Consider the following 24,582-nt stretch of genomic DNA (forward strand, 5'->3'; position numbering starts at 1 on the left):
CGCCGGCCCCGGCCAGCCCTGCGGCGCTTCGGGCCAGGCCCGCCGCCGCGCCCGCCGCGCCGCCGACCGCAAGGCCCGTGGCCGCGGCGCCCGCCGCGAGCGCGCCGCCCGCCGCCAGACCGGTTCCGACCGCGGCCCCGGCGCCCAGCTGCGGGCCGCCGGAGATCAGGCCCCCGGCGATGCCGGGTCCGAAGATGCCCAGGCCCAGCAGCGAGATCGCCGCCAGCACGACGGCCAGCACCTCTTCGATGGTCGGCTGGGCCTCCCCGAAGCCCGTGGTGAACTGGGAGAAGAGGGTCGAACCGATGCCGACAATGACCGCCAGGACCATCACCTTGACGCCGGAGGCCACGACGTTGCCCAGCACCCGTTCGGCGAGGAAGGCGGTCTTGCCGAACAGGCCGAAGGGGACCAGCACGAACCCGCAGAGCGTGGTCAGCTTGAATTCGATGAGGGTGACGAAGAGCTGCACCGCCAGCACGAAGAAGCTCAGGAGAACGATCAGCCAGGCCAGCAGCAGCACGGCGATCTGGATGAAGTTCTCGAAGAAGGCGACGTAGCCCATCAGGCCGGAGATGGACTCCAGCAGCGGGCGGCCGGCGTCGATCCCGACCTGGGCGACGCGGCCGGGGCGCAGGAGATCGGCCGCCGACATGCCGCCGCCGGCCGCCTGAAGGCCCAGGCCCGCGAAGCTCTCGAAGATGATGCGCGCCAGGCCGTTCCAGTTGCCGATGATGTAGGCGAAGGCGCCGACGAAGAGCGTCTTGCGGACCAGGCGCGCCAGGATGTCCTCGCCCTCCGCCCAGGTCCAGAACAGGGCCGCGAGCGTGATGTCGATGACGATCAGGGTGGTGGCGATGAACGCCACCTCGCCCTGCAGGAGGCCGAAGCCGCTATCGATATAGGACGCAAAGACGCCCAGGAACCGGTCGATGACCCCTGTTCCACCCATGGCGCTAGTCCCTTGCCGGTGGGGCCGTCAGGCCCAGGAAACGCCGCCGGGTCTCGGCCCAGACGGCCAGGCAGCCGGCGTCCCGGGCGCCGGTTTCGCCCAGGGCTTGGCAACGCGCCAAGGCGGGCGAGCGCGGATCGGCCGGCCGCGCCGGGGCCGGCGCCCAGGGCGTCGGCTCGGGCGGCGCGGGGCGGCGAAGCTGCAGCGCCGTAAGCGCGATCACGAGGACCACGACGCCGGCCGCGCCCAACCGCAGGAGACGGGTGGCGTCCATATCGGCGGGGGCCTTCAATTGCGGAACATCTGGGCCGAGCCGGGCTGGTAGCCCTGGCCAGGCGTCAGGAAGCGGCGCAGCTGCTCGCGGGCCTGATCCTCCGCGGCGGCGCGGCGGGCGGCGTCCAGGCTCTGGGCGCGGCCCTGGGCGGCCAGCAGCGCGGCAAGGTCGGCGAGTTGCTGGGTTTGCAGCGCCAGGAGCTGGTTGCCGGCCTGGGCGGCCTGCAGGGCGCCGCTGGCGGACTGGCTGGCCTCGACGAGCTGGCTCATCTGGTCGCGGGCGCCGTCCAGGTTGCCGACGACACCCGCCTGGACCTTCAGCGCATCCTCGAAGCCCGCGACGCTGTCGCGCCAGCGGTCCTTGGCCCCGTCCACCAGGGCCTGGTCGGAGGCGGACAGGTCGATGGCGCGGTAGCGGGCGGTGAACGCCTGGTCGATGGTCTGGACATCGTAGGCCAGGCGCTGGGCCTGTTGCAGGAGCTGGCGGGTGCGCTGAACCTGATCCTGGAGCTGCTGCAGGGACGAGAACGGCAGGCTGGCCAGGTTCCGCGCCTGGTTGATCAGCGACTGGGCCTGGTTCTGCAGCGAGGTGATCTGGTTGTTGATCTGCTGCAGGGCGCGCGCCGCGGTCAAGACGTTCTGCGCATAGTTGCCGGGGTCGAAGACGACGATGGCGCCGGCCGGTCCGGCGGAGGCGGCGAGCAGCAGGGCGCAGGCGCCGGCGCAGAGCGCGCGGCGGGGCAGGCGAGGGGTCATGGCGAAGGCTCCGGGGTCAGGGTGGGGAGAAGATCGGCCGCCCAGCCCAGGCCCTTGTGGGCGAGCCAGGCCGCCGCGAAGCCGGCCCGGCCATGCCGGCTGAGCAGGGCGGAGATCTGGGCCTGATCGGCCTTGGACGAGGCGGCGGTGAAGGCCAGGGCGGCCTCGCCCAGGCCCAGCTCGAACAGCCGGTCGCCGCGCCGCGACTGGCAGTAGTAGTCGCGCTTGGGCGTGGCGCGGGCGAGGATCTCGATCTGGCGCGCATTGAGGCCGAAGCGCCGGTAGAGGGACGCGATCTGCGGCTCGAAGGCCCGGTCGTTGGGCAGGAAGATCCGGGTTGGACAGCTCTCGACGATCACCGGCGCGATCGGGCTGGTCTCGATGTCGGCCAGGGACTGGGTGGCGAAGATCACCGAGGCGTTCTTCTTGCGAAGGGTCTTCAGCCACTCGCGGAGCTGGGCGGAAAAGCCGGGGTCATCCAGGGCGAGCCAGCCCTCGTCGACCAGGACCAGGGTGGGGCGACCGTCCAGCCGCGCCTCGATGCGATGGAAGAGATAGGCCAGCACGGGCGCCGCCGCGTCGGTCCCGATCAGACCCTCGGTCTCGAAGGCCTGGACGACCTCCTCGCCGATATATTCCGCCTCGGCGTCGAGCAGGCGTCCGAAGGCGCCGCCCAGGCCGTAGGGCGCGAGCGCCTGCTTCAGGATCTGCGACTGCAGCAGGACGGCGAGCCCGGTCAGGGTGCGTTCGCCCGCCGGGGCGGAGGCCAGCGAGCCCAGGGCCGACCACAGGTGCGCCTTGAGGTCGGGCGTGATGGCCACGCCTTCGCGGGCGAGGATCGCCGCCAGCCAGTCGGCCGCCCAGGCGCGTTCGGCCAGGTCGTCGACCCGGCGCAGGGGTTGCAGCGACACGGCTGGGGCGGGGTCTGCGCCCGCCTCGCCGACCGCGCCGCCCAGGTCGTGCCAGTCCCCGCCCATGGCGAGCGCGGCGGCGCGGATCGAGCCGCCGAAGTCGAAGGCGAAGACCTGGGCGGCCGGGTAGCGGCGGAACGAGAACGCCATCAGCGCGAGCAGCACCGACTTGCCGGCGCCGGTCGGGCCGACCACCAGGGTATGGCCGACATCGCCCACATGCAGGCTGAAACGGAAGGGCGTCGCGCCGTCCGTGCGGGCGAAGAACAGCGGCGGGGCGTCCAGGTGCTCGTCCCGGGCCGGACCCGCCCAGACCGCCGAGAGCGGAATCATGTGGGCGAGGTTCAGGGTGGAGACCGGCGGGCGGCGGACATTGGCGTAGACCTGGCCCGGCAGCGAGCCCAGCCAGGCCTCCACGGCGTTCAGGCCCTCGGCGATCACGGTGAAATCCCGCGCCTGGATCACCTTTTCGGCCAGCCGCAGGTTCTCGGCGACCTGGCTGGGGTCGGGGTCCCAGACCACCAGGGTGGCGGTGACAAAGGCCTGGCCCACCTGGTCGGCGCCCAGGTCCTGCAGGGCCGCGTCGGCGTCCGCGGCCTTGTTGGCGGCGTCGGAATCGATCAGCGCCGAGGCTTCGTTGGTCATCACCTCCTTGAGGATGGCGGCCAGCGACTTGCGCTTGGCGAACCACTGGCGGCGGATCTTCCCGAGCAGGCGCGTGGCGTCGAGCTTGTCGAGCATGATGGCGCGGGTGGTCCATCGGTAGGGGAAGGCCAGGCGGTTCAGCTCGTCGAGCAGGCCGGGCGTAGTGGCGCCGGGAAAGCCGATGACGGTGAGGACCCGCAGGTGGTGGTCGCCCAGCCGGGGTTCGAGGCCGCCGGTGAGCGGCTCGTCGGCCAGCAGCGCGTCCAGGTGCATGGGCGTCTCGGGGACCCCCACCGCCTGGCGCTTGGTGGAGACGGTCGCGTGCAGGAAGGTGAGGGTCGCCGCGTCGTCCAGCCATTCGGCTTCCGGAACGAAGCCCTCCACCAGCCGCAGCAGCCGGTCGGTGCGGTCGATGAAGGCCTTGGTCAGCTCCCAGGGATCCACCCCTTGTTCGGCGCGGCCCTCATAGAGCCAGCCTTCGGCCCGAGCGGCGTCCTCCTCTGGCGGCAGCCAGACCAGGGTCAGGAAGTAGGCGGACTCATAGTGGGCGCCGGCCTCCTCGAACTGGGCGCGGCGTTCGGCCTCCACCAGGGCGCTGGCCGCGTCGGGCAGCCGATCGTCGGGATAGTCGGTCGCGGGCCGGCGTTGGGCCTCGACGAACACCGCCCAGCCCGAGCCCAGGCGGCGAAGCGCGTTGTTGAGCCGGCCCGCGACGGCGGCCAGCTCGGCGGGCGTGGCGCTGTCCAGGTCCGGCCCGCGGAACCGTGCGGTCCGCTGCAAGGCGCCGTCCTTGTTGAGGACCACGCCCTGGGCGACCAGGGCGGCCCAGGGCAGGACGTCGGAGAGCCGGGCGGTGCGGTCACGATAGGGGGCGAGCGACATCATGACCGGGCTCAGACGCGCAGGTAGGCGGGGTGGCGCAGGTGGCGGTGGACCACCTCGACGAACCAGGGATCGCGCCGCGCCGCCCAGGCCGCGGCCCCGTGACCGACGGCCCAGATCACCAGGCCGGCCAGCCACAGCCGCAGGCCCAGGCCGATGGCCGCCGCCAGGGTGGCGTTGGCGACAGCCACCGCCCGCGGCGCGCCGCCCAGCAGGATGGGCTCGGTGAGCGCCCGGTGGACCGGAGCGGTGAAGCCGGGGAGGTCGGCGAGCGAGCTGTCGGCCGGCATCAGACCAGCGCCCCGCCGCCGAAGGAGAAGAAGGACAGGAAGAAGCTGGAGGCGGCGAAGGCGATCGACAGGCCAAAGACGATCTGGATCAGACGGCGAAAGCCGCCGGAGTTGTCGCCGAAGGCCAGGGTGAGGCCGGTGACGATGATGACGATCACCGCGATGATCTTGGCGACCGGGCCTTCGATCGACTGCAGGATCGACTGCAGCGGCGCCTCCCAGGGCATGGAGGAGCCGGCGGCGTAGGCGGGGGCGGCGAAGAGCAGGCCCGCGGCGAGCGCGGCGGCGGCCAGCCGGTCGAGCCTCGTCTGGCCCAGGGGGCGGCGCGTGAAAGGGGTCATGAGGGATCTCCAAAGGGGTTGAGGCGGTAGTCGCCGGCGGGGGTGAGGCCCTCGATCCGAACGAGTTCAGTGAGGCGGCGATCGGCGCCGCGACCGCTGAGCACCGCGATCACGTCGACGGTCTCGGCGATCAGGGCGCGGGGCACGGTGATCACCGCTTCCTGGATGAGCTGCTCGAGGCGGTGCAGGGCGCCGCGGGCCGAACCCGCGTGCAGGGTGCCGATCCCGCCGGGATGGCCGGTGCCCCAGGCCTTGATCAGATCCAGGGCCTCGGGGCCGCGCACCTCGCCGATCGGGATACGGTCGGGCCGCAGGCGCAGGGCGGAGCGGACCAGGTCGGTCAGCGAGGCCGCGCCGTCCTTCGTGCGGAGCGCCACGAGATTGGGGGCGGCGCACTGGAGTTCGCGGGTGTCCTCGATGAGGACGACGCGGTCGCCTGAGCGGGCGACCTCCGCCAGCAGGGCGTTGACCAGGGTGGTCTTGCCTGTGGAGGTCCCGCCCGCCACCAAGATGTTGTGGCGGGCGGCCACGGCCTCGCGCAGCCGGGCGGCGGCGGCCGCGCTCATGACGCCCGCGGCGGCGTAGTCCGCCAGGCTGAAGATCGCCGCGGCCGGCTTGCGGATGGCGAAGGCCGGGGCGGCGACCACGGGCGGCAGCAGGCCCTCGAAGCGCTCGCCGCCTCCCGGCAGTTCCGCCGAGAGCCTCGGCGCGCCGGCGTGGACCTCGACGCCGACGTGATGGGCCACGAGGCGGATGATCCGCTCGCCGTCGGCGGCGCTCAGCCGCTCGCCGGTGTCGGCGAGGCCCTCGGCCAGGCGGTCGCTCCAGAGGCGGCCATCGGGGTTGAGCATCACCTCGACGACGGCCGGGTCTTCCAGCCAGCCGGCGATGGCGCGGCCCAGGGCCGAGCGCAGCATGCGGGCGCCCCGCTGGGTCGCTTCGGCTGTGCTGGCGAGGGACGCCATGGATTTCCCCATCGGGTGGGCGTCCGGAGATCGGCGCCGCGATGAGGTCGACGAGAAGAGGCAGGATCAGGCGCTCGGCAACAAGTCTCCGACCCCCATCGCGCCGTGGCGTAGAAAGACAGGCGCACGGCGGGCGCGCGTCACGGCGCGGCGCCCGGGTCCACGTCGCGGGAGAGTTCCTCGGCCAGGGTCTGGCCGCGCGCCAGCCGGCGGCCGAGGGATTCGACGAAGTTCTCGTAGCGCTCGCGGCCCTTGGCCTGGGCGGCGACGCCGGCCGCGTCGGGCAGGGGCGGCGTCGCGGTCAGCCAGAACCGGACGAACAGCGCCAGGGCCTCGTTGGAGATGGTCACGTGCCGTTCCAGCCGCTCGACCTGGCGGCTCATGCGGTCAAGCCGGCGACCGAGCGCGGCTTCGAGCCGGTCTGGTCCGTCTGGGGAGAAGAAGGAGGCCAGCGCCGCCTCGACGATCAGGGCCTGGCTCACCCCGCGGCGGCTGGCATGGTCGGCGAGCTGGCGGGCGAGGCCGGGCGGCAGGCGGAAGGTGTGCTTGGTCCGCAGGGCGCTCAAAGCTCCACCCCGTCGTCCGGGTCCAGCGCCGCCTGCCGCGCCAGCCCCGACATCCGCCGCTGCAGGGCCTGGGCGCGGACCGGCTCGTCGTCCGGTTCGTCCTCGGCGAACTCGAACTCCGCCGCCGGCCTGGGCGGGGAGACGATCTCCTCCTGCTCCGGCAGGTCCGGTTCACGCCGCACGCCGCCGTTCGGATCGTCGGGCGAGGCGCCGCCCTGGCGGCGCGCCGGTCCGACGAGCGGCGCCATGATGGGCGCAAGGCCCGACCAGTCGTCGGCCGCCGGCGGCCGGGCGGGTCCCGGCCCTGGCGGCGCGGCGACACGGCGCGCCAGGCGGCGATCCTCATAGTAGCGCGCCTTGCGGGCGCGGATCGGCGCCAAGCCGGAGACCATGACGATCTCGTCGCCGGGCGGCAACTGCATGACCTCGCCGGGCGTGAGCAGGGGCCGCGCCGTCTCCTGGCGCGAGACCATCAGGTGGCCGAGCCAGGGCGACAGCCGGTGCCCCGCATAGTTGCGCATGGCGCGAAGCTCGGTGGCGGTGCCGAGCGCGTCGGACACCCGTTTGGCGGTGCGCTCGTCGTTGGTGGCGAAGGCCACGCGCACATGGCAGTTGTCGAGGATGGCGTTGCTGACGCCATAGGCCTTCTCGATCTGGTTCAGCGACTGGGCGATCAGGAAGCTCTTGAGGCCGTAGCCGGCCATGAAGGCCAGTGCGCTCTCGAAGAAGTCGAGCCGGCCCAGGGCGGGGAACTCGTCCAGCATCAGCAGTAGTCGCCTGCGCTGCAACCGGCTCTCGAGGTCCTCGGTCAGGCGCCGGCCGATCTGGTTGAGGATCAGCCGCACCAGGGGCTTGGTGCGGCTGATGTCGGAGGGCGGCACCACCAGGTAGAGCGTGGTCGGCGTCGCGCCCTCCACCAGGTCGCCGATCCGCCAGTCGCATCGGCCGGTGGCCTGGGCCACCACCGGGTCCCGATAAAGTCCCAGGAACGACATGGCGGTGGACAGCACGCCCGAGCGTTCGTTCTCGCTCTTGTTGAGCAGCTCGCGGGCGGCCGAGGCGACCACCGGATGGACGCCGGCCGCGCCGAGGTGCGGCGTGGTCATCATGGCGCGCAGGGTGGTTTCGATGGGCCGGCGGGGATCGGAGAGGAAGGCCGCCACGCCGGCCAGGGTCTTGTCGGCCTCGGCGTAGAGCACGTGCAGGATCGCGCCCACAAGCAGGGCGTGACTGGTCTTCTCCCAATGATTGCGGCGCTCGAGCGAGCCCTCGGGGTCCACCAGCACGTCGGCGACGTTCTGGACGTCGCGGACTTCGCTGGGGCCGCGCCGCACCTCGAGCAGGGGATTGTAGGCGTCGGACGCAGGATTGGTGGGATCGAACAACAGGACCCGGCCGTGCCGCGCGCGGAAACCCGCCGTCAGACCCCAGTTCTCGCCCTTGATGTCATGGACGACGGCGCTTTCCGGCCAGGTCAGGAGCGTGGGGACGACGAGGCCTACGCCCTTGCCCGAGCGGGTGGGGGCGAAGCAGAGCACATGTTCGGGCCCGTCATGGCGCAGATAGGCCGCGCCGAGCTGTCCCAGGACCACGCCGTCCTCGCCGATCAGGCCCGCGGCCCGGGCGTCGTCGAGGCTCGCCCAGCGGGCCGAGCCGTAGGTGACCACATGCTTGGCTTCGCGGGCGCGCCACACCGAGAGCGCGATCGCCACCGGTATCGCGGCGAGTCCGCCGGAGGCGGCGATGGCCGCGCCCTGCAGGAAGATGCGCGGCGCATAGGCGTCGTAGACGAACCACCAGCCGAAGAAGGCCGGCGGCGGATAGACGGGCAGTCCGGCCAGGACGGCCCAGGGGCGGCCGAGGCCGGGCTGGAAGCCGAGCCGCCAGGCCGTCCATTCGGTCGCGCCCCAGACGCCGGCCAGGACGATCAGGCCGACGAGGAGGAGTTGGCCCCAGAGGATCTTGGTGGCGGACATGGGAGGGTCTCCGGTCTTGGAGATCCGGAGCTTGGCGCCCCCGCCGCCGCCGCAAGGGCCTGCCGAGGGACCGGCGGGCGATCGGCGAGGTTGGCGCGCGAATACTGACGGGCCGGATGGGGATCCTCCGCCTTCAGCGCGGGACCCGGCGGTCGGGCCTGCTAGCTTCGGGCCAGGAGCTGAGGATTCGGGCTGGCATGGCGCGACTGCATTTCAATGTCCTGTCCGGGCGCGGCGAAGGATTCCACGAGGTCGTGGCGCCAATACCGAAGGCCGTTCCGGCCGGCTACACTCCGATGATCGCTGCGGTCGAATGGCTCACGCTCAACTGCCGCGGCGACTGGGCCTGCCGCGCGCGAGGCAGGTCCGTCTGCCTGAGGTTCGCGCTGGCGAGCGACCATGCGCGCGCCCTGGCGCACTTCGCCGGCGCCTCCTAGGGGCGGCGGCGAGGTGGAATTCGGCGACCCGGCGCTACAGTCCGAGTCCCCGCCGCCGGCCGAAGGTCCAATCGACGCCACCGCCTGGGGACAGGGTTCCGCTGACCTGCTGGCCGAGACGCGCCTCCAGCGCCGGACGCCACGGCACGAGCTGGAAGCCCAGGCCGTCATCGATCATCGCGAAACGGCCGGACGCCAGGACCAACCGCTGGCGGTAGATCCCCGAAACAGTCTCGCCTTCGCCGCCGGGTCGATGCGGGAGTCCCGTTTCGTTGGCCAGCCGCGTCGCGACGGCGGCCAACTCGCGGCGGCGCAGCGTCGCGATGAGATCCGGCGCGAACCAGGTGCGGTCCTCGCGACGGTCCGCCAGACCCTCGGCCGCCAGCCGATCGGCGCGGCGCGCCATGGCGTCCCGGACCTCGGCGCCGAAGCCGATGGTCGCCATGGCGAGATTGCGGGAGACCAACTGCCGGTCAAGCCAGGTGGCGCCCTGCGCGCGCACCTGTCCGGAGAGGTCCAGATCCGAGCGTGTCGCGAGCGCCATGCGCCCGCGTCCCTGGTCGTCCGTCCAGGCGCGGACTTCGACGATGGCGCCTGGCCTGGCGTCGCCGGTCAAGTCGAGGTCGGCGAAGCTGAGGTGGTGGACATGGCCGTCGACGCCATCGACGACCGCATAGGCCTGGCCGGTGAGCTCGTCCTGCAGGCCGCGGGCGGCCAGGCGGCCGACCACAGGTGTCTGCGGCGTCTCGGCGTGGATGGCGAAGGCCGCGGCGTCGAGGGCGCGCTCGCCCCCTCCGATCGCACGATGGAGCGTGGCGATGATGTCGCCGCGGCGGGCCATCGCGCGCAGGGTTTCCTCCAGGGCGGGTTTGAGGGTCCAGCACGCCGCCCTCTCGCGATCGGCCAGGCCCAGTCGCTCCAGATGGGCGGCCCGGCCGATCAGCAGGCGCCGCAGGTCCGGGTCCTCGCCGCCCGCGCCGGGCCGCAGGTCGACCAGGCCGCCGCCATCGTCGGCCGCCTGTCGCAGGACCCGGTCCAGGCTGGTCCAGCGGTCCGCCGTGACCTCCCGTTCCAGGGCCGAGCGGATCTCATGCTCGGCGCGGGGACCCAGCTCGAGCGTGACGCGCTCGGCGGCGCGATCGCGCAAGCCGCGGCTTATATAGGCCCGGCTGATCACCAGATCGCGTCCATCATCGGCTTGGCCCCGCACGAGAATGTGGACGTGGGGATTGTCGGTGTTCCAGTGGTCGACCGCGACCCAGTCGAGCCGGGAGCCAAGATCGCGCTCCGCGTCGGCCATCAGGTCCCGCGTGAACGCCCGCAGGTCCTTGAGCTGAGCGGCGTCCTCCGGCGAGACGATGAAACGGAAATGGTGCCGGTCGTCGCGGGCCCGGGCGGCGAAGCCCGCCTCGTCGGCGTGGTCGCCCTGGGCGTCGAACAGATCGGCCGGCGCACCGTCCCGCCCGGCGCCGTCCCGCTTCAGGTAGAGGATGTGCTTGGGGAGCGGGGCGGCCCGGAAGCTGGACCCCTGGTGGCGCACGACCCGCGCCTTGGTCACCACGCGCCGGGCGGGGGACTTGAGCGCGAGCGCCAGGGCCGCCCGGCGACCGCGTCCGAAGCGCGAGCCGCCGGCCCCGCGTCCACCGCCGAAGCGGCTCCCGATGTGGCCGGCCGTCTTGGCCGCGCGCATCACCTGGCCGACGAAGCTGCTGTGCACGCGAACCCCGCCGCCGCGGACCCGCCCGGGCCGCAGGCGGAACGGCCTGTCGGCGCCCGCCTTCACCGCGTTCTGGCTCCGGGATGGCGCTCGGGCCCTTGAATTCCTTGGGGGATCGGCGAGTCCGGCTGGCGGCGAAGGCTGCCGCGCACCCGAAAAACCTCAATCCAACCAAACCCTTGCAGCGAACCGCAGGCGCTGCTTTTCCCTTGCCGTCCACCTGAGGGTCTAAACGGGGCCAAGATCACGCCCCCGCGCCCACCCCCGTCCGCGCTCGACCTGATTGCGACGCCGCTCATGGCGAGACGCCGGCGCGCGGGCCGGAGCGGCGCACGAAGAGCCCGCCGGACGCCGAGGGGGCGGCGCTTGGATGGCGGGTCGGCGGTGGCGCGACGGAGCCGGCGACGGCGATCGGCGGCGCATCCGTGGCCGGGGACCCGCCCGCCGGAAAGAGCGCCGCGCGGCGCCAGGCCAACGGATCGGGCGGCGCCGATCCATCGCCCGCCGCGCCCAGCTGCGGCCCGACGGTGGCGAGATAGGCCAACGTCTCCGCGGGCAGGGCGCGATCGCCGCGCAGGTGCGCCTCGTAGCGTCCGGGCCCGGCGTTGTAGGCGGCCAGGAAGCCGGTCGGACCGTAGCGGTCCAAGAGCTCGCGCAGATAGCCCGCGCCCGCCAGGATATTGTCGCGTGGGTCGAACGGGTCGGCGCCGAGGGCGAGGCGTTGGCGCAGGTCCGACCAGGTCTCTGGCATGAGCTGCATGAGGCCCATGGCGCCGGCGGGTGAGACGGCGCGAGCATCGCCGCCGCTTTCGGCGCGCAGCACGGCGGCGATCCAGGCGGCCGGGAGACTATGGCGCGCGGCGGCTTCGGCGATGAACGGCGCAAAGGCTTCGGCGGCTTCGGCGCGCCATGCTGGCCGGGGGTCTGCGAGAGCGACGTCGGCCGTGACCAGGGCGGCGAGCAGCGCCAGCGTGTACCGGGCGCAGGTTCGGCGCGGGGTCACGGCTGCGCGGCGCCGCGGACAGGTCGGCTCCAGACCAGCCGGAAGCGGGTCCCGTCCGCGTCCGCCGGGAAGAGGTTGGCGCGGATGGGGCGCGCCAGCGCCGGGTCGTCGAGCACCAGGCCCAGATAGGCGCCGACCTTTTCGCCGGTGCGCCGCCAGGCCGCGCCCACCTCCGGGCCGTCGGCGCCGGTTCCGAGATGAACGCGGTAGGCCGGTCCGCGGTGTGCATCGCGGCTTTCGACCGGAACGAGGGTGAGCTCGGCGTCGAGGGTGAGCGTGCGCAGACGCCCGTGGAACCCATCGTCCGTGCGGAGGAAGAAGCCGATCTGGGTCATGGTTTTGGATCTCCTGTTGCAGTTGAAGCGGGGAAGGCGCTGACGGCGTGGCGGCCGAGCCTGGGTGCGTCTGCCGCGGGCCTCAGCCAGATCGGTGCGGCGCGCCCGAGCAGGCTTTCGGCCGGCAGGGCGCCGAAATAGCGTCCATCCAGGCTGTCGGAGATCGCGTGGTTCATGAGGAAGACCTCGCCATGCGCGAGCGTGCGGCAGCCCTGCCAGTCCGGCAGGCGGCGGCCGCGCCGATCGCGGGGCAGGGCCTCTCCCGCCCGGGCGCCGTCGATGCGGACGGTGAGGCCGGCGCGGCAGATGTTCTGGCCGGGGAGCGCGGCCACATGTTTGAGGAGAAGGGCGTCGCGGGGCAGGTATCGACGCGCCGCCAGGAAGCTTGCGAGGGGCTCTGGCGGGGCGGCGGCGACCAGGTCGCCGACCTGCACGGTCGCGGCCGGCTGCAGGCGATAGAGCCCTTCCGGCACGCTGGCGCTCGCGTTCCAGATCCATCGGGGGGTGGGGCGAGCGAAGGACGATGCGCCAAGCGCGGCCAGGGCGCCGAGCGCCGCAAGGATCCAGGCGGGGCGCGTCATGGGCCGGTCCTGCGGCGAAGCAGCCAGGCCCGATGGCGCGCGGCCGTGTAGGGGCGCGGGTCCTGGCCGGCGGCAAGCCGGTTGTGGACATGGCGCCAATGGTCGGGCGCGACCGCGGCGGGCGTCAGTCCCAGCGCTTCGATGGCGTCGATCGCCGCCAGCACCCGCTGGACCTTCGGCCAACCGGTCTGGCGCAGCAGGATGTCGCCGCCGGGGCGCACGTGGGGCAAGGTGGAATAGGCTTCGCCGGGGACGGCCGCGCGGACAACGTCGAGGCGCGAGACCACGGTGCCGAAGTCGTTGGACGCCCATCGCACGAACGCGAAGATCGCGCCTGGCGCGAAGGCGACGATCCGGCGGCGGCGGTCGAGGAGGGTCTCCTGGGCGATGGCGCCGAAACGGATCCAGTGTTCGACGCGGCCTTCAAGCCAGGTCAGGTGGACGCGGGTGAGGTTGTCGCCGAGATCGGGGGCGCAGCCGCTCATCGCCGTGCGCCACCGACGGGCTTCGCAGGCCATACGACGCCGGCCTCGGGATCGGTCGTGGAGAGGCGCGACCCGCGATCCGCCCAGGCTTTCAGGTCCTCGAGCGCATAGACGACGCGACCGCCGAGCTTGCGATAGGCCGGGCCCGTTCCGTAGGTGCGGTGCTTTTCCAGGGTCCGGTGCGACAGGCTTAGGAAGCGCGCGGCTTCCGGCGTTCTCAAGAAGCGGTCCGGCGCGCCGGGGGGTGGGGCGGGCATCTGCAGCGTCTCCAGGGATGGCCCCGCGGCCGGTGAGCGGCCATGGCGGCGTTCGGTCACCCTGGCGCGCCATCGCCGAGCGGAGGGAGTGCGAAGGCGCCGCGGCGAGATCGCACCCCTGACGCGGGCATGGGCCGGGCCGCGCGGCTTAGCGGGAGATGCGGCTGGGCCGCAGCAGGCGCCGATAGCCGCCTGCGACCAGCGCCTCGCCGTCGCGGGCCAGGCGCAAGGTCGTGTCGCGCAGGGCGGAGGAGTTCCAGGGCAGGTCGGCGAGGCGGTGCGCGCCAAACAGCGCGGCGGCGATCTCGCGGTGGCTGGCGCCGCTGGCGCGCGCGTCGAGGGCGCGCAGGCAGAGGCTCAGCCGCCGCCGCCGCTGCGCCGTGAGCTGGTCGTCCAGGCGCTCCGGCGCGCCACGTAGAATGCGCCAGGCGCGCGCGGCCATGGCGAGGCGGGCGGGAGCGTCAGTGTCGAACGGCGTGACGGCTGCAAGCGGTTCGTCGGTCCTGGCGCCGCGGAGCAGCAGCAGATGCACGGCAAACCGGCCGGCGCCGCGCACGAGCCAACGCCCCTCGGGACTGGCGCGGCCAGGCGCGGCGCGGCGGGTGAGGGCGCGTTCGGCGTCTGACGCCCCGGTCCAGAGCGAGGGGGCGAGCACCACCGTCGCGAGATCGGCCTGCGTCGTCCAGAACACGGGCCCCGCGGATGCGGCCTGCGCCGGATCCGTCGGGAAATCGCAACCCCCAACGGGCGCTCAAGGCCGTGGCGGAGGCGCCCTGCGCTGCTGTCGCCTCGAAATCGGCCTGGTAGTCGGCGTTGCGGCGAAGGCATTCCCAGGCGAGGTCGGAAGCGATGAGATCGTCGAGATAGGCATAGGCCGCCGAGGATCGCCATTGCGACGGATCGAGCCTCATCCCATGCTCCGGATACGCGCGGACCTTGCGTCATGCGGACGATGACTGCGGGATGGGCAGCCGCGGAAGCTCGGGCGGGGGCGGGCGCCGATGCCTAAGGGGCATCACCTCCGGTCCCGCCAGGAGCGCCGCGCAGCAGGTCCAGGTAGCCGTGGGTGGACATCCAGCGGGCCCGCGCGAGGTGGCTTTCGTGCACGCGGCGCGCCTGTCTCGGCGCGTGCGCGACGTCGAGGCCGAGCACGATCGCGGCGGCCTCGCGCCAGTCGGCGCCGTCCGCCGCGGCGTCGAGCAGGCGCAGGTAGGTCTTTATGTGCTGGCGGTCGTAGTCGGTGAGGCTGGAGCCGGCCGGCGGTGTGGCCTGCAGGGGTGGATTGAACATGGCGACCCCGTGGTGACGGCGAGTTGACCGCCAGGATGGACGCCGGTCGTTGCGGTGGGATGGCGCGAAGACGAGAACGGGGGGTGCGCAAACGGCATCGCCCTTGGAGCCGTGCGGCCCCGCCCTGAGGCGGGGCCGGCGGCGAACCTCAGTCGGCGCTGGCCTTGCGCGGTCGCGACCAGATCAGGCTATGGCCGTCGCCGTCCTCGTCGGCGAAGAGGTTGGCGAAGATCGGGCCGGTGAAGCTCGGATCGTCCAGCTTGACCGAGAGGTAGTCGCGACCCTCGGCGGAGGTCTTGGCCCAGGCGGCGCCGATTTCGGCACGGCCGACATAGACCCGGTGGCTGGGGGCGTTGTCGTTGGGGCGGCTGGTCTCGGGGACGATACGGACGCCCTTGGCCTGGACGCTCAGGGTGACGATCTCGCCCTGGAATTCAGCGCCGGTCTTCTTGAAGCTGCCGATGTTGGCCATTGTCGTGTCTCCTTAGGTCTCTCATTCGAGCCCGCGCCCATCGCGGTCCCGATGGCGATCAAGAGGCCGAAGGCGGTCGCCGCCGCACTTGGCGCAGCCAAGCCAAAGCGTCAGCGGAGGAGGGTGTGCGGCGGCTTTCTTGGTGCGCGAGGAAGGGCGCCGCGGCTCCCGGGGAAGAAAGCCGCCGCGCGCGCTTGCGGCTCAGGCGAGCGAGGCGAATGCCGGCCTTCGGCCAGATCAGGCCATCGCAGGGACCGCGCGGGGCGCGGGGTCGAGACGAAGAGCGTGGGACACACAAGGGGTCGGCCGGACGCCTCAGGGCCGGCCGGCGATTGCGGGATCGCCGGACCGCCTGCGCCCGCCGGCCACGGACCCACCCTGTCTCGGCCTGGGCGAGCCTTCCCATATCGCGCGGCCGTCAGGGTGGGCTGTCGAGGCGTCCGACCGGCGACCGCGGCGCCTCGACCGTTCGAGCGAGAGTCGGCGGGTGGGGCGCAGACGCTCGAGCCCGACCACTTGCCGCCGACCCCGTCGCCATCGAGGCCCAAGGAGCCTCGCTCAGCCGGTCTGGGATGCGCTGTCGCGGGGGAAGGCCGGCGGGTCCGAGCCGGGACCTGGCTTCGAAGCGGCCATGCGTGTCCAAGCGGCGCCAGCAACCAGGAGCGCCGCCGCGAACGCCACAAGTGGGCGCAACGGTTCCGGCACGGCGGTGAGCGCGCTCAGCCCATGGGCCAGATGGTAGCCTGCGAACGCCGCCGGCGCCGCGAAGAGGGCGACGACGACCGTCCGCATGACGGACGGCTGCAGGACGTTCATCGCGAAATGACATGCCGCGAGAGCGACAATGCCCGCCAGGGCGGCCGACACCCCCGAGACGATGAGGCTGGCCCCGAGCGCATGCGCCGCGGAGCCGACCACGGCGCCGGTGAACAGCGGAAGGGCGTAGACGGCCAGGAGGAAGGCGAGGCGGCAGAGCAGGAACAGGCCGACGCCGGCCAAAAGGATGGCGAGGACGATCATGGTGGGGGCTCCGGGGCAAGGTGCGATCACTCGCGCCTCCACCACCACCGCGGCGCGACTTGACCCTAGCAGAAATGGCGACGGTCGTCGCGTCCAGCGGCGGGGCTCAGGCGCCGCCGAACCGCCAAACCGGGATGCCGAGGATCTTGGCCTTGTCGGCCAGGTTGGCGTTGATGCCGCTGCCCGGAAACGCCAGGACCCCGATCGGCAGGAGCTCGAGGATGTGGTCATTGCGCTTGAAGGGCGCAGCCTTGCCATGGCGGGTCCAGTCGGGCCGGAAGGCGATGTGCGGCGCTCTGCGGGCCTCGGCCCAGCAAGCGGCGATGCGCTCGGCGCCCGTGGGCGTACCGCCATGCAGCAGGACCATGTCGGGGTGCTTGGCGTAGACCTTGTCGAGGGCGTCCCAGATCCGGGTGTGGTCATTGTACGCCGGGCCTCCGGTGAAGGCGATCTTCGGGCCCGATGGCAGCAGCGGCGCGGTTTCCGCTCGCCGCTTGGCGGCCAGGTAGTCGCGGCTGTCGATCATGGTGGCGGTCAGGGCGCGGTGGTTGACGCGCGACCCCGCGCGCGGGGTCCATGGCGCGCCAAGGTGGCTCTGGTGGAGGTCGGCGGCAGAGTCGCGGAAGGCTTCGAGGCTGTCGCGGCGGTCGAGGAGATTCCGTCCCTCGGTCAGGAGCCGCTCCAGCGCCACGGAGCGGACCTCCGAGCCGTCCTGTTCCCTTTGGCAACGCTTCTGGGCGTCCTCATTGGCGTCAAGCCGGCCCTGGATGCGATCGGCGGCGCGATGGAAGATGTCGACGATCGACCAAAGCAGCTGCGGCAGGTCGGGCTCCAGGACGGTCTCGGTCATGGTGGCGATCAGGGCGTCGAAGATGTCAGCCGCCGCGGCGGCGACCGCTCCAGGCTCCGGCGCCGGCCTTGGATCGGGCTCGTCGTCGAGGGGCCGGTAGCCATAGAGCTTCAGGTCCTCGAGAAGCTGCTCCGTCGCGGAGCTCGCATGGTCGGGCTCGAAGTCGTCGTGCAGGTGCGTCGGCATGGTGGTGGGCCTTTTCCAGTTCGGCCGCGTCCGTCGCGGCCTTCGTGGCGATCTCTCCGAGGCGGGCGGGACGGCCCCGCACCCTTGGGCCGCAGCGGAGCGGAGGACGGCCCATGCCGTTGCGGGGCCGGCGCGGCGGCCGACCGATCGCCCTCTAGAAGGCCGCGATGGGCGTGGACGGGCCGGACCCTCGGCCCATGGCGAAGCGGTCAACCGACGAAGGTCCCCGGCAGCGGACGGGTCTAGGCCCTGAGGAAGCGCCTGGCGTCGTCCAGCGCGAACCGTTCGGCCAGGCGGGCTCCAAGCGCCTGGACACCAAGGCGGCGCAGGTCGTCATTGAAGTCGCCGAACATCGGGTCGAGGACGATGACCTCGATGCCGGCGCCTCCGGCGCGTTCCGAGAGCCGCATCACCGCCAGGTCCCCGGCGGGGTCGTTGTCGCGCGCCAAATAGAGCCGTCGCAGACCGGGCGGAAGTCGAAGGGCGGCCAGATGGGCTGACGACAGGGCGGCGACGAGGGGCAGGCGCGGGGCGGCTTGGCGCAGGGACAACAGGGTCTCCACCCCTTCGCCGGCGGCGACGACATCGTCCACGCGACCGAAGCGTACGCCGTCGCCGAGGAGTTCGCCCATCGCCCGGCGTGGGGAAGCGACCTGCGCCTTGTCGACGGTCCGGGGGTTGAGCCAGGTGCGCAGGACGCCGGTCTGGCGGCCGCCGAGGTCGGTCACGGCGCAGATCAGCGCGGGCGCCGCCGAGGGCGCGTCACAGCCGTCCGCGCGGATCGGGCGATAGTAGCAATGCGGGTGGAACCGCAGGGCGGCGCATTGTCCAAGGTCGATCAGGCCTCGACGGCGGAGGTAGGCCTCGGCGAGCGTGCCCGGGAGCGGTCGCGACATGGAGAACAGCCGGCGGGCGGCCAGGATCGTTCCAGGCGTCGCGCGCAACGGGTCTGCCCCGAGCTTCGCCTTGTCCTCGCGGGGCAGGGCCAGGAACCGGCGGGCCTCGTCGAGGGTGTCGCGCAGGCGTGCGAGGCCCTGGTTCATGGCGATGAGATCGAGCAGGTCGCCGTGCTCGCCGGTGGCCGCGTCGGTCCATTTGCCTACACCGCCCGCGACGCCGGTCCGCGTGGCGAGGCGGACATAGAGGCTGCGCCCTGGCTGGTTTTGGACGTCGCCCACCAGCCAATAGGCGCCTTCGCGGCGGCCGTTCGACAGATAGTGCCGGCAAACCCTCTCGGCGTCGCGCGCCAGGCGGCCGGCCAGTTCGGAGGCGTCTTCGCCCATGCCAAAGGCTCCATGGAAAGAAGGGCCCGCCATCGGCGGGCCCCTCCAGGCCGATTGGGGGGCGGTCGGCCTATTCGGCGGCGTGTGCGTGGGGGGCTGCCGAATGGTCGTCAGCATCAACCTCGGCGCCGTCAGGGTCGATGGCCGGTTCGTCCGCCACAGCCGCCGTCTCTTCGCTCGTCCAGACGCCCGGCGTGCGCAGCGGCTCAGGCAGCCAGCCGGACCCGGCGAGCACCTGTTCGGCCTGGGCGGCCATGTCGTCCTTCTTGAGCGGTTCCAGGCGGCTGGCCGCCGCGGCATCCTTGGCCTCGCGCACCGCCAACAGGATCCGGGCCTTGGTCACCCGTGCGAGGTAGTTCTCCGCTGTCGGCGCCCAGCCGGCGGCCACCATGTCGAGGCGAACGGCCTGGGCGAGCTGGTCGGCCTGGGCGATCGCCCTGGGACGGCGGTTGTACGGCTCGATCGTCGCATTGACCGACAGGGCGACGCAGTGAGCGAAGAGCGCCTGGCGGCTGTCTTCGTCCCAGGCGCGCAGGGCGTCCCACAGCTCGCCCGGCTCCTTGGGCAGGTGGGCGGCCCAGGCCTGGTGGCGGGCGTCGACGGACTTGGCCGAGGCGGTGTCGGCGAGACCCGGCGCCTGGGCGTTGAAGGCGGCGCTCTTGACGTCGAGTTCCAGGCAGGTGTCGCCGCAGAAGCGATAGAAGAGCTTCAGCGCGAGCGCGTGCAGCGCCGACGTGAACGCCACATGCGGATCCGCGCCAAGAGCGTCGCGCAGCGCGAGCGTGCGGTGCGCGGTCAACTCGGCCACCAGCCGATCGGGGATCGGCCGCAGACCTTCGTCGGCGTCCGACGCTTCGGCGACCGGCGCGTCGCTTGCCGAGGCGTCCGCAGCGCGCGCGTCACCTGCGGAGGGCGCGTCCGCGTCGGACTCCGGCGTGGCGGGAAGCGGAGCCTCGTCCTCGGGGCGGACGAAGCCGCGCTCGACGCGCAATTCGCCCGAGCCATCGATCGTGATGAAGGCGCCGGCGCGGGCGACATCTTCGGGCGCATAAGCGACCGGGCGGTCCTGGAGGGCCTCCAGGGCCGCTTCGATTTCGCCCAGCCGCGCGTCCACCGCCTCGGGTAGGTCTTCCACCTGAGCCCAGGTTTCCTCAAGGCCTTCGTGCTCGGCCTTCAGCGCGTCGCGGGCGGCGACTTCCTCTTCGCTCAGCTGCGCCGCCTCGCCGGTCAGGCGCCGGAGGCCGTAGGTGTGGCCGTAGGGGAGGGAGACCGCCGCCTCGACCCATTTCCAGCCTTCCGCCTGGATGGCGACGACTTCGCGCTCGAGTCGCTCGGCGACCAGCCGATCCAACAAGACGGGGTCTTGCAGCCAACCGCCATCGTCGCCCTGGAAGAGGTCGCGCATGACCAGGCCGCCGGCGTCCTCATAGGCTGGGCCGACGAACTGAGCGCGCCGGTCGCAGGCGCGCACCGCGCCCTCGGTCAGCAGCCGGCGGATCTGATAGGGCTCCCTGGAATGGGCCCGGGTGAGGGCCTCGAAGACCTGTTCCTGGCGTTCGTGGTCGGGATTGACGGTGAAGGCCATCAGTTGGTCGAGGGTGAGGCCGTCGTCGGCGTAGACGTCGAGCAGACGGGGCGAGACGGAGGCCAGGCGCAGGCGCTGTCGGACGACTGCGGCGGAGACGAAGAAGGCGGCCGCGATCTCCTCCTCGGACTGGCCCTTCTCGCGCAGAGCCTGGAAGGCGCGAAACTGGTCCAGCGGGTGCAGGGGCGCACGCTGGACGTTCTCGGCCAGGCTGTCTTCCTCCGCGAGACCATCCTCGCGGACCACGCAGGGGATGGGCGCGGTCTTGGCGAGGCGCTTCTGCTTGACCAGCCGCTCGAGCGCCCGGTAACGCCGCCCGCCGGCCGGGACCTCGAACATTCCCGTGTCGGCGCCGTCAGCGTCGCGAACCGCTCGCACGGTCAGGCTCTGCAGCAGGGTGCGCCGGGCGATGTCCTCGGCGAGTTCCTCCACCGAGACGCCGGCCTTGATCCGGCGGACATTGGCTTGGCTCAGCACCAACTTGTTGAAGGGGATGTCCCGCGAGCTCGAGAGGACGATTTTCCGCATCTGGGTCATGGTGGGTCTCCATGACGGGCCGACCGGGAGCCTCTCTCTCGGCCTCCTACCCGTCACGAATTCCCTCCCCCCTCTCACTCTCCGGGGCCGAGGCCGGACCAAGGCCAGCAGCTCGTCCGCGGCCTTGGCGGCCGCGCTGGCTGCGCGGAAGATGGCGCGGTTGGCGGCGCGCGAAACGTCGAGCCAGACGCCGGGGGAGTCGGCATGGCGGACGGTCGGGGTGACGCCTACCGCTGCGCAGGCGAAGGCGCTGGCCATCTCGGCCACTTATCCTGTCAGTCGATGCCTTCCGGTGAGAGGCGGGGCCGAATCCGAGGTCGCCTAGAATCTAGGTGGCGCGGCGCCTGCGAAAGAGCATCAGGCCGGTGAGCGCGACGGCGCAGAAGGCGCCGCCCGCGACAAAGGTGGCGGGCGCGCCGAACCGCGACCAAAGGACTCCGGCCAGCGCGCTGGCGACAAGCAGCGTCAGCCCTATGGCCAGGTTGAACACGCCGAAGGCTGTGCCGCGCAAGCGATCGGGCGCCGCGTCAGCGACAAGGGCGGAGAGCAGGCCCTGGGACACTCCCATGTGTACGCCCCAGAGCGCGACCCCGAACAGAACGCCACCCACTGAGGGCAGGAAGGCGAGCGCCAGGTCGGCCAGGACCAGAATCCCCAGCCCGATCGCCAGGAGCGTGTGTCGATCCATCCGGTCGGAAAGCGACCCGGCCGGCGCGGCGATGCCGGCGTAGAAGACGTTCATGACGATCAGCACCAACGGTATCAGCGCGGGCGTGAGGCCCACGCCCTGCGCCCGCAGCACCAGGAAGGCTTCGCTGAACCGGGCAAGGGTGAAGACCACGCCGATGGCGACGACTCCCCAGAACGGCCGGCCCATGTCGCGGACCTCCTGCCAGCGGATCGGGACCCGCACCTGGCCGGGCCCGTGCGGCCGCTTCGGCTCCTCGACACCGAAGATCATCAGCAGCACGGCGATCATCCCTGGAACAACCGCCCACGCGAACACGCTGCGGATGTCCCCCGCCAGAACCAGCATCAGTCCCATGGCGACAAGCGGGCCGAGGAAGGCCCCGACCGTGTCCAGCGCCTGGCGCAGGCCGAAGGCCGCGCCACGGGCGCCTGGCTCGGTGATGTCGGCCACCAGGGCGTCACGAGGGGCGCCGCGGACGCCCTTGCCGATCCGGTCGGCGAAGCGGGCCCCCAGGACGTCGAAGGGCGTCACCGCGAGCGGGAAAACCGGCTTGGAGAGCGCGCCCAGGCCGTAGCCGAGCACAGCCAGAAGCTTCCGCTTGCCCAGCCGGTCGCTGATCCAGCCGGAGAACACCTTGGTGACTGAGGCGGTGGCCTCGGCCACGCCTTCGATGAGGCCCACCAGCGCCACGCTGGCGCCGAGCGTGCCCACGAGGAAGACAGGCAGCAGGCTGTGGACCATCTCCGAGGAGATATCCATGAACATCGAGACGAAGCCGATCGCCCAGACGCCGCGCGGCACGGCCTTGAGGCCGCGAGAAACGGCGCCGGACGTCAAAGGCGCACGCGAGGCCGGAAGACAAAGGTCATATCGACTGGAAATACCTCAAGAGCCATCGTGCGCATCCTCTCGTGCATGACCGTTCAACGACGGTCATCTGGCGATCAACACGGGGCAATGCGCCATGTGCGCGATTCCGCCCGCGCGCGCAGCATCCGCCTGTGGAGCGCGGCGTCCACCAGCATGAGGCGCAGCTCGGCCTATACGTGGCCGCCAGGTCAAAATCCGCGGCTGACACGCGAAGGCGTCCGCCGCGAGCCGGAGCCTCACGCGACCGCTTCGGTCTCCACGGCCGGCTGCCGCGCATGCATCCAGTCGGCCGCCTGCCGGGCCTTGCCGGCGGCGGTGAAGATGGCGCGAGGCTCGTCCTTAAGCACCTTCAGCCACGAGGCGACATAGGCGGCGTGGTCCGCGCGCGGATGATGGGCGTCGCCTCGCTCCGCGAGTAGAAACGAGGCCGCCAGCTCGGCGGTCATCTTTTCCATGGCGAGGGCGACCTTTTCGAGCGCCTACTCTGGATGGCGCGTCCCCGCATGCGAGCAGCTAAGCCGACCGATCTACGGACGGCGCTTTCACACGAATTCCCACGATCAACAGCCACATAGCCAAGGCCAGCTCGCCAAACATGAGCGGCACGGCGATGTTGAACGCCGAGGCCTGATACTCTGGCATGGCGAGGCCGATGGCGCTGAGCGCAACATAGGCTAATCCGTTGAGCACAAGCCACACGCCAAACAATCGTGGGATAAACTGCGACCGGAATGCCAAAACGCCCAAGGGCAGCAGCCAAAGCCCCCAGAAGACCTGGGAGATGAGCACGCCTTGGCGGTCAACGTTGATCATCAACATCGCCAGGGCGTTGCGCTGCGGCTCATCGAACACATTGAGAAACTCGCCGCCGCGTATGAATTGCAGCGTGGCGACTTCATTGCCCAAGCCGAGAATCGCCAAGGGCACTTGCAGCATGATCAGAACGACCATCACCAGCGCGAGCGGTTCATCCACGGCTTTGAGCAGCCGATAAAGTAGCAAGATCACCGAGACGAACAGCAATTCGCTCACGAGGCCGACAACGATGGCGGCTACGAACAAATCCTGATTGGCGGAGATTCTGCCGACCGTGGCCGATGCGTCCCCTGGTACGTATAGTTGACTGGGCACGTAGAACAGCACGAAAGGAGTCAGCAACGCGACGAGGACATAGAGCAGACCAGCCAAACGGGCGGTGCGCTTCAAGGTATCCATGGCAGGTGCGACTTTCACTATTGGGCTTTCGTGTGTTCAACCATCGCAGCGAGCATTGCCACGGCGTTGCTGCCGTCGCCCGCCATATGCGATGGCTACAGGCTCGCAATGCCTGCCGCAATGTAGATCAAGAGTGTGACGCCGGCCATGCGAGCGCTGACTGGCAAACTCATGATCGGAAGAGACCCTGCAGCGAGGAACCGGCGGGCGCGGTTGAACGCGCCGCGCCCGGCCTCGACCCGATGGTGACCGAATTCGGCTCGCCGGACGATCGTCTCAAAGGCTCGCGGGAGCCGGGCCGGCAGAATTCAGGCGAAGGACCTTTCACCGAACCGTCGCCGGCGCTGTTCCTGTTCCATCTACTGCAGCGCTCTCGAAGCCCGATGTGGCGAATGGGATCAGCGTCTTCCTGATGGCGGGCCACGCGCGGCGGCCGCTGCATCGTCATGATCTCGAGCTAGCCGCCCGCGCTCTCAGGCGACCGGCAGCCCAGCCGCCTTCCACTCGGGGAATCCGTCTTCGAGCCGCCGGACCCTGAACCCGCTCTCGCGCAACAGCGCAACGGCCTCGAAGGCGAGAACGCAATAAGGACCCCGGCAGTAGGCGACGATTTCCTGGTCCCGCGGCAGCTCAGCCAGTCGCTTGGCCAGGTCGCGCAACGGGATGTTCACGGCCGAGGGCAAGCGACCGGCGACGAACTCGTCTTCGGGGCGCACGTCCAGAACAGTGACCAAGCCATCCTTCAGACGGTCGATCAGCTCGCCGCGGGACACCGGCTCCATCGCGTCGAGATCGTGGAAGTAACCGCCCACGACTGCGCGGATCTCGGCCTGGTTCCGCTCGCCGAGGCGCCCAAGGGACGTCATCAGGTCGACGACTGCTGGATCGCTCAGCCGATAGAGCACACGCTTGCCGTCGCGCCGCGAGGCCAGAAGGCCGGCTCGCCGCATGACCTGCAGGTGCTGGGAGGCGTTGGCCACCGAGAGCCCGAGGCGGCCTGCGATTCCATCGACGCTGCGCTCCCCCTGGCCAAGGAGCTCCACGATCTCGATCCGGTTCGCGCTGGCGAGCGCCTTGGCCACCTCGGCTAGGCCGGCGAAGACGGTGTGCTTGGGGGAGGCGCTTGACTGGTCCGGCATATCATTCAATTATTCTATTGATTATTGTTTCGTCAAGCCGCTCTGTCTCGTGAGCGGCCACCCGTCGCACCC

General features: G+C 71.5%; 27 protein-coding genes and 2 pseudogenes. 1 reads left to right on the forward strand and 28 read right to left on the reverse strand.

Features of this window, described 5'->3' with window-relative positions:
• The 9 genes from trbL to RTL41_RS07465 all read right to left on the reverse strand — a co-directional run.
• Positions 1-952 (reverse strand): P-type conjugative transfer protein TrbL (gene trbL / locus RTL41_RS07425; RefSeq protein WP_312162918.1); only part of this gene is annotated, 952 nt, incomplete at its 3' end.
• A 4-nt stretch (positions 953-956) separates the two neighbouring features.
• Positions 957-1,226 carry a putative entry exclusion protein TrbK-alt gene (gene trbK-alt, locus RTL41_RS07430; RefSeq protein WP_312162920.1) on the reverse strand — a complete coding sequence of 90 codons (270 nt, stop codon included), beginning with the start codon at positions 1,224-1,226 and terminating at the stop codon, positions 957-959.
• A 14-nt stretch (positions 1,227-1,240) separates the two neighbouring features.
• Entirely contained in the window at positions 1,241-1,981 is a 741-nt protein-coding gene (trbJ, locus tag RTL41_RS07435) for a P-type conjugative transfer protein TrbJ (RefSeq protein WP_312162922.1), read from the reverse strand.
• Positions 1,978-4,422 (reverse strand): conjugal transfer protein TrbE, encoded by a 2,445-nt coding sequence (trbE, locus tag RTL41_RS07440; RefSeq protein WP_312162924.1) that lies wholly within the window; start codon positions 4,420-4,422, stop codon positions 1,978-1,980. Before trbE ends, trbJ begins: the two co-directional genes overlap by 4 nt.
• A gap of 8 nt (positions 4,423-4,430) precedes the next feature.
• Positions 4,431-4,709 (reverse strand): VirB3 family type IV secretion system protein, encoded by a 279-nt coding sequence (locus tag RTL41_RS07445; protein ID WP_312162925.1) that lies wholly within the window; start codon positions 4,707-4,709, stop codon positions 4,431-4,433.
• Positions 4,709-5,050: a TrbC/VirB2 family protein gene (locus RTL41_RS07450; protein WP_312162926.1), complete on the reverse strand. Its 342-nt coding sequence runs from the start codon at positions 5,048-5,050 to the stop codon at positions 4,709-4,711. The genes RTL41_RS07445 and RTL41_RS07450 overlap by 1 nt, the downstream gene beginning before the upstream one ends.
• Entirely contained in the window at positions 5,047-6,015 is a 969-nt protein-coding gene (gene trbB / locus RTL41_RS07455) for a P-type conjugative transfer ATPase TrbB (RefSeq protein ID WP_312162927.1), read from the reverse strand. The genes RTL41_RS07450 and trbB overlap by 4 nt, the downstream gene beginning before the upstream one ends.
• A 140-nt stretch (positions 6,016-6,155) precedes the next feature.
• The gene (locus tag RTL41_RS07460) at positions 6,156-6,572 is read right to left on the reverse strand and encodes a CopG family transcriptional regulator (protein WP_312163499.1); all 417 of its coding nucleotides are present in this window, start codon (positions 6,570-6,572) and stop codon (positions 6,156-6,158) included.
• Positions 6,573-6,577: 5 nt separating this feature from the next.
• Complete coding sequence (locus RTL41_RS07465; RefSeq protein ID WP_312162928.1) at positions 6,578-8,557, reverse strand: conjugal transfer protein TraG; 1,980 nt, start codon at positions 8,555-8,557, stop codon at positions 6,578-6,580.
• A gap of 197 nt (positions 8,558-8,754) precedes the next feature.
• On the opposite strand from RTL41_RS07465, the gene RTL41_RS07470 reads away from it, so the two are divergent.
• Positions 8,755-8,994 (forward strand): hypothetical protein, encoded by a 240-nt coding sequence (locus RTL41_RS07470; protein ID WP_068876989.1) that lies wholly within the window; start codon positions 8,755-8,757, stop codon positions 8,992-8,994.
• Positions 8,995-9,028: 34 nt separating this feature from the next.
• Here the strand turns inward: RTL41_RS07470 and RTL41_RS07475 are convergent, their stop codons facing one another.
• The 19 genes and pseudogenes from RTL41_RS07475 to RTL41_RS07565 form a co-directional block, all read right to left on the reverse strand.
• Positions 9,029-10,777 (reverse strand): DUF3363 domain-containing protein, encoded by a 1,749-nt coding sequence (locus RTL41_RS07475; protein ID WP_312162932.1) that lies wholly within the window; start codon positions 10,775-10,777, stop codon positions 9,029-9,031.
• 229 nt (positions 10,778-11,006) lie between these two features.
• Positions 11,007-11,714 (reverse strand): lytic transglycosylase domain-containing protein, encoded by a 708-nt coding sequence (locus tag RTL41_RS07480; protein ID WP_312162934.1) that lies wholly within the window; start codon positions 11,712-11,714, stop codon positions 11,007-11,009.
• Positions 11,711-12,049, reverse strand: a complete 339-nt coding sequence (locus RTL41_RS07485; protein ID WP_312162936.1) for a DUF736 domain-containing protein — start codon at positions 12,047-12,049, stop codon at positions 11,711-11,713. Before RTL41_RS07485 ends, RTL41_RS07480 begins: the two co-directional genes overlap by 4 nt.
• Positions 12,046-12,630 (reverse strand): S26 family signal peptidase, encoded by a 585-nt coding sequence (locus RTL41_RS07490; protein WP_312162938.1) that lies wholly within the window; start codon positions 12,628-12,630, stop codon positions 12,046-12,048. The genes RTL41_RS07485 and RTL41_RS07490 overlap by 4 nt, the downstream gene beginning before the upstream one ends.
• The gene (locus RTL41_RS07495; protein WP_082765505.1) at positions 12,627-13,115 is read right to left on the reverse strand and encodes a DUF2840 domain-containing protein; all 489 of its coding nucleotides are present in this window, start codon (positions 13,113-13,115) and stop codon (positions 12,627-12,629) included. Before RTL41_RS07495 ends, RTL41_RS07490 begins: the two co-directional genes overlap by 4 nt.
• Positions 13,112-13,372 (reverse strand): helix-turn-helix domain-containing protein, encoded by a 261-nt coding sequence (locus tag RTL41_RS07500; protein WP_312163501.1) that lies wholly within the window; start codon positions 13,370-13,372, stop codon positions 13,112-13,114. The genes RTL41_RS07495 and RTL41_RS07500 overlap by 4 nt, the downstream gene beginning before the upstream one ends.
• 148 nt (positions 13,373-13,520) lie before the next feature.
• Entirely contained in the window at positions 13,521-14,063 is a 543-nt protein-coding gene (locus RTL41_RS07505; RefSeq protein WP_312162942.1) for a DUF2285 domain-containing protein, read from the reverse strand.
• 46 nt (positions 14,064-14,109) lie between these two features.
• Positions 14,110-14,283 (reverse strand): annotated as a pseudogene (locus tag RTL41_RS07510) (transcriptional regulator domain-containing protein); the annotation flags it as partial.
• A gap of 94 nt (positions 14,284-14,377) precedes the next feature.
• Positions 14,378-14,662 (reverse strand): DNA -binding domain-containing protein, encoded by a 285-nt coding sequence (locus tag RTL41_RS07515; protein WP_409418315.1) that lies wholly within the window; start codon positions 14,660-14,662, stop codon positions 14,378-14,380.
• A 148-nt stretch (positions 14,663-14,810) separates the two neighbouring features.
• On the reverse strand, positions 14,811-15,134 hold the full coding sequence (locus RTL41_RS07520; RefSeq protein ID WP_312162943.1) for a DUF736 domain-containing protein: 324 nt from the start codon (positions 15,132-15,134) through the stop codon (positions 14,811-14,813).
• Positions 15,135-15,692: 558 nt separating this feature from the next.
• Positions 15,693-16,154 (reverse strand): hypothetical protein, encoded by a 462-nt coding sequence (locus tag RTL41_RS07525; protein ID WP_312162945.1) that lies wholly within the window; start codon positions 16,152-16,154, stop codon positions 15,693-15,695.
• A 106-nt stretch (positions 16,155-16,260) separates the two neighbouring features.
• Positions 16,261-17,190 carry a DUF2493 domain-containing protein gene (locus tag RTL41_RS07530; protein ID WP_312162947.1) on the reverse strand — a complete coding sequence of 310 codons (930 nt, stop codon included), beginning with the start codon at positions 17,188-17,190 and terminating at the stop codon, positions 16,261-16,263.
• A gap of 242 nt (positions 17,191-17,432) precedes the next feature.
• Positions 17,433-18,473, reverse strand: a complete 1,041-nt coding sequence (locus tag RTL41_RS07535; RefSeq protein WP_312162949.1) for a toprim domain-containing protein — start codon at positions 18,471-18,473, stop codon at positions 17,433-17,435.
• A 70-nt stretch (positions 18,474-18,543) separates the two neighbouring features.
• Positions 18,544-20,595, reverse strand: coding sequence for a ParB/Srx family N-terminal domain-containing protein (locus RTL41_RS07540; RefSeq protein WP_312163503.1), 2,052 nt, complete (start codon positions 20,593-20,595; stop codon positions 18,544-18,546).
• A 147-nt stretch (positions 20,596-20,742) separates the two neighbouring features.
• Positions 20,743-20,853 (reverse strand): annotated as a pseudogene (locus RTL41_RS07545) (antirestriction protein ArdC); the annotation flags it as partial.
• A gap of 70 nt (positions 20,854-20,923) precedes the next feature.
• Positions 20,924-22,123, reverse strand: coding sequence for an MFS transporter (locus RTL41_RS07550; RefSeq protein ID WP_312162952.1), 1,200 nt, complete (start codon positions 22,121-22,123; stop codon positions 20,924-20,926).
• 269 nt (positions 22,124-22,392) lie between these two features.
• Entirely contained in the window at positions 22,393-22,611 is a 219-nt protein-coding gene (locus RTL41_RS07555; RefSeq protein ID WP_312162954.1) for a zincin-like metallopeptidase domain-containing protein, read from the reverse strand.
• Between the two features lie 58 nt (positions 22,612-22,669).
• Positions 22,670-23,362: a DUF4386 domain-containing protein gene (locus tag RTL41_RS07560; RefSeq protein ID WP_312162956.1), complete on the reverse strand. Its 693-nt coding sequence runs from the start codon at positions 23,360-23,362 to the stop codon at positions 22,670-22,672.
• A gap of 482 nt (positions 23,363-23,844) precedes the next feature.
• Positions 23,845-24,510, reverse strand: coding sequence for a metalloregulator ArsR/SmtB family transcription factor (locus RTL41_RS07565; protein WP_312162959.1), 666 nt, complete (start codon positions 24,508-24,510; stop codon positions 23,845-23,847).
• Positions 24,511-24,582: the final 72 nt, after the last annotated feature.

This window comes from Phenylobacterium sp. (assembly GCF_031984885.1).
Classification (GTDB): domain Bacteria; phylum Pseudomonadota; class Alphaproteobacteria; order Caulobacterales; family Caulobacteraceae; genus Phenylobacterium.